Raw genomic sequence first — 12,471 nt, forward strand, 5'->3', positions numbered from 1 at the left:
CGTGGAGAGTCCCGTCGATGAGCGCCACCGAATACAAGAACCTGAGCGAATCCGCCCAGGTCGACCAGCAGTCCGTCCAGCCGTTGCCCAATTCCCGCAAGGTCTACGTCCAGGGTTCGCGCCCGGATATCCGCGTGCCGATGCGCGAGATCTCGCTGGCCGATACCCCCACGGACTTCGGCGGCGAGAAGAACGCGCCGGTGCTGGTCTATGACACCTCCGGTCCGTACACCGATCCGAACGTGACCATCGACGTGCGCAAGGGGCTGGCCGATGTGCGCAGTGCCTGGATCGAGGAGCGCGGCGATACCGAGAAGCTGCCGGGGCTGTCCTCCGAGTTCGGCCAGCGCCGCCTGAACGACGCCGAGCTGACCAAGATGCGCTTCGCCCACGTGCGCAACCCGCGTCGCGCCAAGGCCGGCGCCAACGTCACCCAGATGCACTATGCGCGCAAGGGCATCATCACCCCCGAGATGGAATACGTCGCCATCCGCGAGAACATGAAGCTGCAGGAGGCCCGCGAGGCCGGCCTGCTGGCTGCCCAGCATCCGGGCCACAGCTTCGGCGCCGCCATTCCCAAGGAAATCACTGCCGAGTTCGTCCGCGAGGAGATCGCCCGCGGCCGCGCGATCATCCCGGCCAACATCAACCACGTGGAGCTGGAGCCGATGATCATCGGCCGCAACTTCCTGGTGAAGATCAACGGCAACATCGGCAACTCGGCGCTGGGTTCCTCGATCGAGGAAGAAGTGGCCAAGCTGACCTGGGGCATCCGCTGGGGCTCCGACACCGTGATGGACCTGTCCACCGGCAAGCACATCCACGAGACCCGCGAGTGGATCATCCGCAACTCGCCGGTGCCGATCGGCACCGTGCCGATCTACCAGGCCCTGGAGAAGGTCGGCGGCATCGCCGAGGACCTGACCTGGGAGCTGTTCCGCGACACCCTGATCGAGCAGGCCGAGCAGGGCGTGGACTACTTCACCATCCATGCCGGCGTGCTGCTGCGCTACGTGCCGCTGACCGCCAAGCGGGTCACCGGTATCGTCTCGCGCGGCGGCTCGATCATGGCCAAGTGGTGCCTGGCGCATCACCAGGAAAACTTCCTGTACACGCATTTCGACGAGATCTGCGAGATCATGAAGGCCTACGACGTCAGCTTCTCGCTGGGCGACGGCCTGCGTCCGGGCTCGATCGCCGACGCCAACGACGCCGCGCAGTTCGGCGAGCTGGAAACCCTCGGGGAACTGACCAAGATCGCCTGGCAGCACGACGTGCAGACCATGATCGAAGGCCCGGGTCACGTGCCGATGCACATGATCAAGGAGAACATGGACAAGCAGCTCGAATGCTGCGACGAGGCGCCGTTCTACACCCTCGGCCCGCTGACCACCGACATCGCGCCGGGCTACGACCACATCACCTCCGGCATCGGCGCGGCGATGATCGGCTGGTTCGGCTGCGCCATGCTCTGCTACGTGACCCCGAAGGAGCACCTCGGCCTGCCCAACAAGGACGACGTGAAAACCGGCATCATCACCTACAAGATCGCCGCTCACGCCGCCGATCTGGCCAAGGGCCATCCGGGTGCGCAGATCCGCGACAACGCATTGAGCAAGGCGCGCTTCGAGTTCCGCTGGGAAGACCAGTTCAACCTCGGCCTCGACCCGGACACCGCGCGCAGCTACCACGACGAGACCCTGCCCAAGGAGTCGGCCAAGGTGGCGCACTTCTGCTCCATGTGCGGGCCGAAGTTCTGCTCGATGAAGATCACCCAGGAAGTGCGCGACTACGCCGCCAACCTGGAGCGCATCGACGCGGTGGACGTCGACCTCGAGCGCGAGATGCAGGCCAAGGCCGAGGAGTTCAAGGCCCAGGGCTCGCAGCTGTACCACAAGGTGTGATGCGCCGCCGCTGAGGCGAGGAACGGGCCTGCGGGCCCGTTCTGCGTTTGCGCGCCTGCGGAATTTTCTGCAAGTCGTTGATTTTCCTGTGGACGCGCGCTGCAGCTGCGACTAGAATGCGCGCCGATTCAAGCCCATGTAGCTCAGCGGTAGAGCACTCCCTTGGTAAGGGAGAGGTCGGCGGTTCAAGTCCGCCCATGGGCTCCAGTCTCTTCCCTCCTCCTTGCTGTTCCCGGGCGCCATCCTGCGCCAACTCTCTTGTCCCGCTCGTTCAGTCCGACCGCCGATCGTCACGCTTCAGCGTGCAGCGCCGTGCATGCTCTCCGGCAGGTATTCTGGACGGAGGATCTGCCGCAGCCGGCTGTAGGGGATCTCCAGGTTCGGATGGCCCATGCTGTAGGGCGCCAGGGCGTAGACGTCGTACTTGAGCAGCACCTTGTCCCTGAGCAGAGCGATGTTGGCGGTAGGCTGGAACGGCCAGATGCGCCGGAACTCCTGCGGGTCGTCGATCTGCTGCGCCGCGAGCCAGCGCTGGTGCGCCTCGCCGGCGGCCTGCCAGAAGGCGGCCTCCTGGCCGGGCAGCAGCAGGTCGGCCAGTTGCAGGGCGCGCTGCTGGCTGCGCGAGTAGTTGATGAAGCCGCGCCCCGGCATGCCGTGGGCACCGCCGCGGTACAGGTAGCTGGACAGCTCGACCACCAGCAGGTCGCCGTGCTGGTCTGCCAGCTTGGCCTGCAGCCAGGTTTCCCAGCCCTCGGGCTGGCGGCGCAGCAGCTCGTCGCCGCGCGCGCGCAGCGAGGCGGGCAGCGCGCTGTCGGCGTCCTCCCGGGTCATCGCCAGCAGGGCCTGCTCGATCAGGGCGCTGAGCTGCGGCTCGTCGGCGAACTTCAGGGTGTCGACGTTGACCAGGCTGCAGCGCTCGCGCGGGCAGACCTCCGGGCGCTGTTCCCAGACGATGCGCTGTGGCGCCGGCGGCGCGCTCTGGCCGCCGAGAAACTGGCAGGCGCCGAGCAGCGGCAGGCAGGCCAGGGCGAAAAGGCTGTAAAGACGCATGGGACTCCTTGAGCGCAACGGCAAGGCTGGGTAGGGTGGCGCATCGGCCGGCTTCGACCCCGGCGCGGGCCAGGGGTTCGACCTCGTGGCGGTGACCGTCGCTGCGGCAGTCATCTACGCGGTTCGGGACATTGATCGGCGGGCGGCGGGGCCGCTGCAGCCAAGCGGGAGAAGTATATGAGCGAGTCGCCGAAAACGGCCGACCTGAAAGTGGAAATCGTCGAGCGCGAGGCCTGTTTCCGCGGCTTCTATGCCCTCGACCGCGTGCACCTGCGCCACGAGCTGTTCGCTGGCGGCATGGGGCCGGTGATCAGCCGCGAGCTGTTCGTGCGCCACGATGCGGTCTGCGTGCTGCCCTACGACCCGGCCCGCGATGCCGTGGTGCTGATCGAGCAGTTCCGCGTCGGTGCGCTGGACAAGAGCGCCAACCCCTGGCTGCTGGAGCTGGTCGCCGGGCTGATCGACAAGGACGAGTCGCCCGAGGAAGTGGCCCGTCGCGAGGCCGTCGAGGAGGCCGGGCTGAGTCTGGGCGAGCTGTGGCCGGTGACCGCCTACTATCCTTCGCCGGGCGGCAGCGACGAGCGCGTGCACCTGTTCGTCGGCCGCTGCGACAGCGCCGGCGCCGGCGGCATCCACGGCCTGGCCGAGGAAGGCGAGGACATCCGCGTGCGGGTGCTGAGCCTCGACGCGGCGCTGGACGAGCTGGAGGCCGGGCGCATCGACAACGCGGCGAGCATCATCGCCCTGCAGTGGCTGGCGCTGAACCGCGAGCGGGTGCGGCAGACATGGCGCTGAGCCAGCTCGCCGAACGCTACCGGGTCGACCTGACCGGGCTGCAGGCAGCCTGCGAGGCCAATTATGCGCGGCTGATGCGCCTGCTGCCGGGCATGCGCGAGCAGGCGGCGCTACGGCAGCCCATGCTGGGGCAGCCCATGCTGGGGCAGCCCGTGCTGGGGCAGCCCATGCTGCGCCGCCTGGCGCTCAGCGCCGGCGACACTACCCTGGCGGTGCTGGCGCTCAGGGTCACCGAGGCCGGTCCCTACACCAGCACCGTGGAGGTGCGCGAGGAGCCCGGCCTGGCCTGGCTGCCGGCGCCGCGCCTGGAGGTGCGCGTCTACCACGACGCGCGGATGGCCGAGGTCACCGGCGCCGAGCACTGCCGGCGTCTGCATCCGCGCTACGCCTACCCGAACCCGGCCATGCACCAGCCGGACGAGAAGATCCAGCTCAACCTGTTTCTGGGCGAATGGCTGAGTCATTATCTGCGCTGCGGCCATCTGGCGGAAAACCCAGTGGATCGCTCGGTCGTTCGCCGGTAGTGTGAACCGCATAGCGGTCACCCCCGCGGGGCCATGCCACCATTGCCGTTCCGCAGCCGCGGTCCAGACGCCGACAGGAGACGGCTCTTGCACAGTTCTCAAACCCATTGCGCTGGCGCACCCCTGGTGCTGGTCCAGCTTACCGACAGCCACCTGTTCGCCGAGGAGGACGGCCATCTGCTGGGTATGGATACCGCAGACAGCCTCGGCCGGGTGGTCGATCTGGTGCTGGCCGAGCAGCCGCGGGTCGACCTGGTCCTCGCCAGCGGCGACCTGTCGCAGGATGGTTCGCTGGAGTCCTACCAGCGCTTCGCCGCGCTGACCGCGCCCATCGACGCCCCCGCGCGCTGGGTGTCCGGCAACCACGACGAGCCGCTGACCCTGCAACTGGCCTGCGCCGGCACCGAGCGCCTGGCGGTGGTCACCGACCTGGGCCGCTGGCGGCTGGTGGTGCTCGATTCGAGTGTGCCCGGCAGCGTGCCCGGCCAGCTCGATGCCGCTCAGCTCGAGCAGCTGGATGCCGCCCTGGAGTCTGCCGGCGAGCGCCACGTGCTGCTGAGCTTCCACCACCATCCGGTGGCGGTGGGCTGCAGCTGGCTGGACCCCATCGGCCTGCGCAATCCCGAGGCGCTGTTCGCGGTGACCGACCGCTACCCGAACCTGCGCTGCATCCTCTGGGGGCACGTGCACCAGGAGATCGATGGCCAGCGCAACGGCGTGCGCCTGCTCGCCTCGCCCTCCACCTGCGTGCAGTTCGCCCCCGGCAGCGAGGAATTCCAGGTCAGCAGCGAGGCGCCCGGCTACCGCTGGCTGCGCCTGCACGCCGACGGCTCGATCGACACCGGCGTGTCGCGGGTCAGCGGCATCGACTTCGTGATCGACTACAGCATCAAGGGCTACTGACGCCATTTGCGCAAGGCACGCCCTTGCCGTAGGGTGCGCCGTGCGCACCATGGAGTCTACGTGCATTAGTGGTGCGCACAGCGCACCCTACGACTCGGGCCTCATCCGACTTGAATCCGACGGCAGGATAATGCTTTCCTTGTATATCCATACAGCTACAAGGCGCCGTCGATGCTCCCCCAGTCGACCCTGATCTATATCCACGGCTTCAACAGCTCACCGGCTTCGCTCAAGGCCCGCGAGCTGGTGGCAACCTGCGCGCGCCAGGGCCTGGCCGAGCGCCTGCGCGTGCCGGCGCTGCACCATGACCCGCGCCGCGCCATCGCCCAGCTGGAGGCGGAGATCGCCGCCGCAGAGCGTCCCGTGCTGGTCGGCAGCTCCCTCGGCGGCTACTATGCGACCCATCTCGCCGAACGCCACGGCCTCAAGGCCCTGCTGATCAATCCGGCGGTGCGCGTGCAGCGCTACTTCGCCCGCTACCTCGGCCCGCAGCACAACTACTACAGTGGGGAGAGCTGGGAGCTGACCGCCGCGCACGTCGCCGCGCTGGCCGAACTCGAGGTGCCGCCGCCGCAGGATCCCGCACGCTTCATGGTCTGGCTGCAGACCGGCGACGAAACCCTCGACTATCGCGATGCCGCCGACTACTACCGGCTCTGCGCGGTGCAGATCGAGGAGGGCGGCGACCACGGCTACCGGGGCTTCGCCGCGCGCATCCCCGAGCTGCTGGCCTTCGCCGGCCTGACCAGCGCCTGAATTCCTGCTCGCGGCCCGATCCGCGGGCGACCCTTTCGCCAGACAGACATCCATCCATGGCCAATACCTCCTATACCGCCGAAGCCATCGAGGTCCTCTCCGGCCTCGATCCGGTGCGCAAGCGCCCGGGCATGTACACCGACACCAGCCGGCCCAATCACCTGGCCCAGGAAGTCATCGACAACAGCGTCGACGAGGCGCTGGCCGGCCACGCCAAGTCCGTGCAGGTGATCCTCCACGAGGACAACTCGCTGCAGGTGATCGACGACGGCCGCGGCATGCCGGTGGACATCCACCCGGAGGAGGGCGTCAGCGGCGTCGAGCTGATCCTCACCAAGCTGCACGCCGGCGGCAAGTTCTCCAACAAGAACTACCAGTTCTCCGGTGGCCTGCACGGCGTCGGCATCTCGGTGGTCAACGCCCTGTCGACCCGCGTCGAGGTGCGCGTCAGGCGCGACGGCAACGAGTACGCCATGGCCTTCGCCGACGGCTACAAGGCCAGCGAGCTGGCGGTGGTCGGTACGGTCGGCAAGCGCAACACCGGCACCAGCGTGCAGTTCTGGCCGGACGCCAAGTACTTCGATTCGGCGAAGTTCTCCATCAGCCGCCTCAAGCACGTGCTCAAGGCCAAGGCGGTGCTGTGCCCGGGGCTCAGCGTGTCCTTCGAGGACAGGGCCAGCGGCGAGAAGGTCGAGTGGTTCTACGAGGACGGCCTGCGCTCGTATCTGAGTGACGCGGTCAGCGAGTTCGAGCGCCTGCCCCAGGAGCCGTTCTGCGGCAGCCTGGCCGGCACCCGCGAGGCGGTAGACTGGGCGCTGCTGTGGCTGCCGGAAGGCGGCGAGAGCGTGCAGGAAAGCTACGTCAACCTGATCCCCACCGCCCAGGGCGGCACCCACGTCAACGGCCTGCGCCAGGGGCTGCTCGACGCTATGCGCGAGTTCTGCGAGTTCAGGAGCCTGTTGCCGCGCGGCGTCAAGCTGGCGCCCGAGGACGTCTGGGAGCGCATCGCCTTCGTGCTGTCGATGAAGATGCAGGAGCCGCAGTTCTCCGGGCAGACCAAGGAGCGCCTGTCCTCGCGCGAGGCGGCGGCCTTCGTCTCCGGGGTGGTCAAGGACGCCTTCAGCCTGTGGCTCAACGAGCATCCCGAGCTGGGCCTGGCGCTGGCCGAGCTGGCGATCAGCAACGCCGGGCGCCGCCTCAAGGCCGGCAAGAAGGTCGAGCGCAAGAAGATCACCCAGGGGCCGGCGCTGCCCGGCAAGCTGGCCGATTGCGCCGGCCAGGACCCGATGCGCGCCGAGCTGTTCCTGGTCGAGGGCGACTCCGCCGGCGGCAGCGCCAAGCAGGCGCGCGACAAGGAATTCCAGGCGATCCTGCCGCTGCGCGGCAAGATCCTCAACACCTGGGAGGTCGACGGCGGCGAGGTGCTGGCCAGCCAGGAAGTGCACAACATCGCCGTGGCCGTCGGCATCGATCCGGGCTCGGCGGACCTCACCCAGCTGCGCTACGGCAAGATCTGCATCCTCGCCGACGCCGACTCCGACGGCCTGCACATCGCCACGTTGCTCTGTGCATTGTTCGTCCAGCATTTCCGCCCGCTGGTGGAGGCCGGCCACGTCTACGTCGCCATGCCGCCGCTGTACCGCATCGACCTCGGCAAGGAGGTCTACTACGCCCTCGACGAGGCCGAGCGCGACGGCATCCTCGAGCGCCTCGCCGCCGAGAAGAAACGTGGCAAGCCGCAGGTCACCCGCTTCAAGGGTCTCGGCGAGATGAACCCGCTGCAGCTGCGCGAGACCACCATGGACCCCAACACCCGCCGCCTGGTGCAGCTGACCCTCGAGGACGCCGAGGGCACCCTGGAAATCATGGACATGCTGCTGGCCAAGAAGCGCGCGGGCGACCGCAAGAGCTGGCTGGAGAGCAAGGGCAACCTGGCCGAGGTGCTGCTTTGACGGCGAGCCGGCGTCTGCTGCTGGGCCTGGCTGGCGCGCTGGCGCTGCTCGCCGGCAGCCCGGCGGCCCGCGCCGAGGCGCCGCTGGCGGAACTGGTGCTGCAGGCCGCGCTGCCGGTGGAGGGCATGGCCGGTGGCAACCTGTCCGGCCTGGCGCGCTGTGGCGACGGGCGCTGGTGGGCGGTATCCGATCGCGAGGATGCGCAGCTCTCCCGGCTCCAGCCCGCCGAAGGGCGCTGGCAGGCGGCCGCCGAGGCGTTCGCGGTGCCGCCGCCGCCGCCCAGCGGCCTGCCCTGGGGCCTGAGCACCGGCAACCGGCTGCTGGCGCCGCTGCGCGGCGGTGCCCTGGACTTCGAAGGACTGGCCTGCGACGCCGCCGGCAACCGCTACCTGCTCAGCGAGAGCGAAGTCGGCGTGCTCATGTTGCCGTCGCTCGGCTCCCCGCAGTGGCTGGCGCTGCCGCCGCAGCTGCTGCGCCAGGCGCGTGCCCGCGGCCTGCTGCTGCACGCCAACGCCCTGCTCGAGGGCCTGGCGGTGTCGCCGGACGGTGCCCGCCTGTGGCTGGCCGCCGAGCGCGAGGGCCGCGGCCTGCTCGCCGTGCAGCGGAGCGGCGAGCGCTGGCGCTGCCCCGGCAGCGGCTGCGTGCTGGTGGCGGAGAGCGGCCGAGCGCTGCGCCCGCTGGATCCGCCCGGCAGCGAGCCGCAGCCGCTGGACTTCACCGGCCTGAGCTGGCACGCCGGCAAGCTGTACAGCCTGGAGCGCCTGCAGCACCGCATCTGCCGCCGCGACCCGGAGCACGGCACGGTCGAGCGCTGCTGGTCGTTCGCCGCTGCCGCGCTGGCCCCGCAGTTGCGCTACGCCACCCCCTACGGAGTGGCCGAGGCGCTGTGGCTGGATGACGGCTCGGCCTGGATCGGCCTGGACAATGGCGGCGCGGCCAATGCTGCCGGCGAGCGCCGGCCGCTGATCCTGCAGTTCGCCGCGCCGGACGGCGGCTGGAGCGGCTGAGCCGCCCGCCGAACAATACGGTGCGCCCGCCCCCGGCGGGCGCGCCCGGACACACGAGTTTTCAGAGGACGCAGATGAGCGAATCCCTCGATCTGAGCCTGGACGGCGTCGAACGCCGCTCGCTGGCCGAGTTCACCGAACAGGCCTATCTCAACTATTCCATGTACGTGATCATGGATCGTGCCCTGCCGCACATCGGCGACGGCCTCAAGCCCGTGCAGCGGCGCATCGTCTATGCCATGAGCGAGCTGGGCCTGGACGCCGATTCCAAGCACAAGAAGTCGGCGCGCACCGTCGGCGACGTGCTGGGCAAGTTCCACCCGCACGGCGATTCCGCCTGCTACGAGGCCATGGTGCTGATGGCGCAGCCGTTCAGCTACCGTTACACCCTGGTCGACGGCCAGGGCAACTGGGGCGCGCCGGACGATCCCAAGTCGTTCGCCGCCATGCGCTACACCGAGGCGCGCCTGTCGCGCTACTCGGAGGTGCTGCTCGCCGAGCTGGGTCAGGGTACCGTCGACTGGGTGCCCAACTTCGACGGCACCCTCGACGAGCCGGCGACCCTGCCGGCGCGGCTGCCCAACCTGCTGCTCAACGGCACCACCGGGATCGCCGTGGGCATGGCCACCGACGTGCCGCCGCACAACCTGCGCGAGGTGGCCTTCGCCTGCGTGCACCTGCTCGACGAGCCGCAGGCCACGGTCGAGCGCCTGTGCGAGATGCTGCCGGGGCCGGACTACCCGACCGAGGCGGAGATCATCACGCCGCGCAGCGATCTGCTGAAGATCTACCAGACTGGCCGCGGCTCGGTGCGCATGCGCGCGGTGTACCGCAAGGAGGACGGCGAGATCGTCGTCACCGCGCTGCCGCACCAGGTCTCCGGGGCCAAGGTGCTGGAGCAGATTGCCGGGCAGATGCAGGCCAAGAAGCTGCCGATGGTCGCCGACCTGCGCGACGAGTCGGACCACGAGAACCCCTGCCGCATCGTCATCGTGCCGCGCTCCAACCGCGTCGATCTCGACGAGCTGATGCAGCACCTGTTCGCCACCACCGAGCTGGAAAGCTCCTACCGGGTCAACCTCAACGTCATCGGCCTGGACGGCAAGCCGCAGGTCAAGGACCTGCGCCAGCTGCTCTCCGAGTGGCTGACCTTCCGCATCGGCACCGTGCGCCGCCGCCTGCAGTTCCGCCTCGACAAGGTGGAGAAGCGCCTGCACCTGCTCGAAGGCCTGCTGGTCGCCTTCCTCAACCTCGACGAGGTGATCCGCATCATCCGCGAGGAGGAGCAGCCCAAGCCGGTGCTGATGGAGCGCTTCGGCCTGACCGAGGTGCAGGCCGACTACATCCTCGATACCCGCCTGCGCCAGCTGGCGCGTCTCGAGGAGATGAAGATCCGCGGCGAGCAGGACGAACTGGCCAGGGAGCGCGACAAGCTGCTGGCCCTGCTCGGCAGCGAGAGCAAGCTGAAGAAGCTGGTACGCCAGGAGCTGCTGGCCGATGCCGAGAAGTATGGCGACGAGCGGCGCTCGCCGCTGGTCGCGCGCGCCGAGGCCCGCGCGCTGTCGGAAACCGACCTGCTGCCCGCCGAGCCGGTCACCGTGGTGCTTTCCGAGAAGGGCTGGGTACGCTGCGCCAAGGGCCACGACATCGATGCCGCCGGCCTGTCCTACAAGGCCGGCGACGCCTTCAAGGCCGCCGCGCCCGGGCGCTCCAACCAGTTCGCGGTGTTCCTCGACTCCACCGGGCGCAGCTACTCGCTGGCGGCCCACTCGCTGCCCTCGGCGCGCGGCCAGGGCGAGCCGCTCACCGGGCGCCTGAGCCCGCCGGCCGGCGCCAGCTTCGACTGCGTGCTGCTGCCCGAGGACGAGGCGCTCTACGTGCTGGCTTCCGACGCCGGCTACGGTTTCGTGGTCAGAGCTGACGACCTGCAGGCCAAGAACAAGGCCGGCAAGGCGCTGCTGACCCTGCCCGAGGGCGCCCGGGTGATGGCGCCGCGGCCGCTGCGCGCGCTGGAGAGCGACCTGCTGGCGGCGGTGACCAGCGAGGGGCGCCTGCTGGTGTTCCCGGTCGCCGAGCTGCCGCAGCTGGCCAAGGGCAAGGGCAACAAGATCGTCGGCATTCCCGCCGAGCGGGTCGCCAGTCGCGAGGAGTACCTGGTCGACCTCGCCGTGCTGCCGCAGGGCGCCACCTTGGTGCTGCAGGCCGGCAAGCGCACCCTGTCGCTGCGCGCCGACGACCTCGACCACTACCGGGGCGAGCGCGGACGCCGCGGCAGCCTGCTGCCGCGCGGCTTCCAGCGGGTGGACGCGCTGCTGGTGGAGTGACGGGACGCCTGCTGATGGAAAAGGGCTGCATGAGTTTCCACCCTGCAGCAGCGGTGTGATCGTGTAGGGTGGAAAACCACCGCAGGTGTTTTCCACCGTGGCGGGCTATCAGGGAGGTCAGATGGCAGAGGCGGAAAAAGCGCAGGCGCAGCTGGCCTGGGCCGGCGAGCAGGACGGCGTGGCGGTGCTGCGCCTGTCCGGTCACTGGACCCTGGCGGCGGCCAAGCCCGATCTGGATGCGGTGTGGCGCAGCCTGGCGGACAAGCCGGCGCGCCTGCAGCTGCAGGTCGCGGCCCTGGACGCCTGGGACAGCAGCCTGCTGGCCTTGCTGCGCCGTCTGCAGCGTCTCGCCGACGCCGAGCAGCGCCGCCTGGAGCACCGCGACCTGCCGGACGGCGTGGTGCGCCTGCTGCAGATGGCGGCGACGCCCGTGACCCGCGAGGAGGAGGAGACGCCACGTCCCGGGCCGGTGTCGCGCCTGGGGCTGCTGGTGCTGCAGGTCCACGACGGGCTGGTGCAGGCCAGCACCTTCTGCGGCGAGGTGGTGCTCGCCCTCGGCCGCCTGCTGCGCGGTCGCGCGCGCATGCGCCGCAGCGACTTCTGGGCGGCGCTGGCGCAGTGCGGCCCCGGCGCGCTGCCGATAGTCGCGCTGATCGCCAGCCTGGTCGGCCTGATCCTCGCCTTCGTCGGTGCCGCCCAGTTGCAGGCGTTCGGCGCCCAGCTGTACATCGCCAACATGGTGGCCATCGGCATGACCCGCGAGATGGGCGCGCTGATGACCGCGGTGATCATGGCCGGCCGCACCGGCGCGGCCTACGCCGCCGAGCTGGGCAGCATGCAGGCCAACGAGGAGATCGACGCACTGAAGACCTTCGGCTTCCCGCCGCTGGAGTTCCTGGTGCTGCCGCGCCTGCTGGCGCTGCTGGTCAGCATGCCGCTGCTCTGCGTGTTCGCCGACGCCCTCGGCATCCTCGGCGGCTTCGTCATCGGTGCCGGGCTGTTCGACATCTCCGCGCCGCTGTACCTCAGGCAGAGCCTGGAGATGCTCGGCCTCGCCGATTTCCTGCTCGGCCTGTTCAAGAGCCTGGTGTTCGCCGTGCTGATCGGCCTGATCGGCTGCCATCACGGGCTGAGCTGCGGACGCAACGCCCAGGCGGTCGGCCAGGCCACCACCCGCGCGGTGGTCAGCATCATAGTCGCGCTGGTGGTCAGCGACGCGCTGATCACCCTGATCTGCACCCAGCTGGGGATCTGAG

The 12,471-nt window shown here is 69.4% G+C and carries 10 protein-coding genes and 1 tRNA gene; 10 read left to right on the forward strand and 1 reads right to left on the reverse strand.

Translation table 11 applies throughout. The features are described 5' to 3' along the window. Positions 1-17: 17 nt before the first annotated feature. Positions 18-1,904 carry a phosphomethylpyrimidine synthase ThiC gene (gene thiC / locus SK095_RS18640; RefSeq protein ID WP_320547113.1) on the forward strand — a complete coding sequence of 629 codons (1,887 nt, stop codon included), beginning with the start codon at positions 18-20 and terminating at the stop codon, positions 1,902-1,904. Positions 1,905-2,036: 132 nt separating this feature from the next. Continuing rightward, a tRNA-Thr gene (locus SK095_RS18645) sits at positions 2,037-2,111 on the forward strand. A gap of 90 nt (positions 2,112-2,201) precedes the next feature. Here SK095_RS18645 and SK095_RS18650 read toward each other — a convergent pair. Then, positions 2,202-2,954: an RsiV family protein gene (locus tag SK095_RS18650; RefSeq protein ID WP_136489692.1), complete on the reverse strand. Its 753-nt coding sequence runs from the start codon at positions 2,952-2,954 to the stop codon at positions 2,202-2,204. 177 nt (positions 2,955-3,131) lie between these two features. Between SK095_RS18650 and nudF the strand changes: the two genes are divergently transcribed. The 8 genes from nudF (at position 3,132) to SK095_RS18690 (ending at position 12,470) form a co-directional block, all read left to right on the forward strand. Further along, positions 3,132-3,749: an ADP-ribose diphosphatase gene (nudF, locus tag SK095_RS18655; protein ID WP_136489691.1), complete on the forward strand. Its 618-nt coding sequence runs from the start codon at positions 3,132-3,134 to the stop codon at positions 3,747-3,749. Next, on the forward strand, positions 3,740-4,273 hold the full coding sequence (locus tag SK095_RS18660) for a DUF1249 domain-containing protein (RefSeq protein WP_320547114.1): 534 nt from the start codon (positions 3,740-3,742) through the stop codon (positions 4,271-4,273). Before nudF ends, SK095_RS18660 begins: the two co-directional genes overlap by 10 nt. Positions 4,274-4,360: 87 nt before the next feature. Further along, positions 4,361-5,176: a 3',5'-cyclic-AMP phosphodiesterase gene (cpdA, locus tag SK095_RS18665; protein WP_320547115.1), complete on the forward strand. Its 816-nt coding sequence runs from the start codon at positions 4,361-4,363 to the stop codon at positions 5,174-5,176. A 171-nt stretch (positions 5,177-5,347) separates the two neighbouring features. Further along, positions 5,348-5,932 carry a YqiA/YcfP family alpha/beta fold hydrolase gene (locus SK095_RS18670; RefSeq protein ID WP_320547116.1) on the forward strand — a complete coding sequence of 195 codons (585 nt, stop codon included), beginning with the start codon at positions 5,348-5,350 and terminating at the stop codon, positions 5,930-5,932. Positions 5,933-5,988: 56 nt separating this feature from the next. Continuing rightward, positions 5,989-7,884: a DNA topoisomerase IV subunit B gene (gene parE / locus SK095_RS18675; RefSeq protein ID WP_320547117.1), complete on the forward strand. Its 1,896-nt coding sequence runs from the start codon at positions 5,989-5,991 to the stop codon at positions 7,882-7,884. Next, positions 7,881-8,891, forward strand: a complete 1,011-nt coding sequence (locus SK095_RS18680) for an esterase-like activity of phytase family protein (RefSeq protein WP_414153859.1) — start codon at positions 7,881-7,883, stop codon at positions 8,889-8,891. The genes parE and SK095_RS18680 overlap by 4 nt, the downstream gene beginning before the upstream one ends. 74 nt (positions 8,892-8,965) lie before the next feature. Next, positions 8,966-11,215 carry a DNA topoisomerase IV subunit A gene (gene parC / locus SK095_RS18685; protein WP_201485085.1) on the forward strand — a complete coding sequence of 750 codons (2,250 nt, stop codon included), beginning with the start codon at positions 8,966-8,968 and terminating at the stop codon, positions 11,213-11,215. Positions 11,216-11,336: 121 nt separating this feature from the next. After that, positions 11,337-12,470 (forward strand): ABC transporter permease, encoded by a 1,134-nt coding sequence (locus SK095_RS18690; protein ID WP_320547118.1) that lies wholly within the window; start codon positions 11,337-11,339, stop codon positions 12,468-12,470. Position 12,471: the final 1 nt, after the last annotated feature.

The organism is Pseudomonas sp. AN-1 (genome assembly GCF_034057115.1).
Classification (GTDB): domain Bacteria; phylum Pseudomonadota; class Gammaproteobacteria; order Pseudomonadales; family Pseudomonadaceae; genus Geopseudomonas.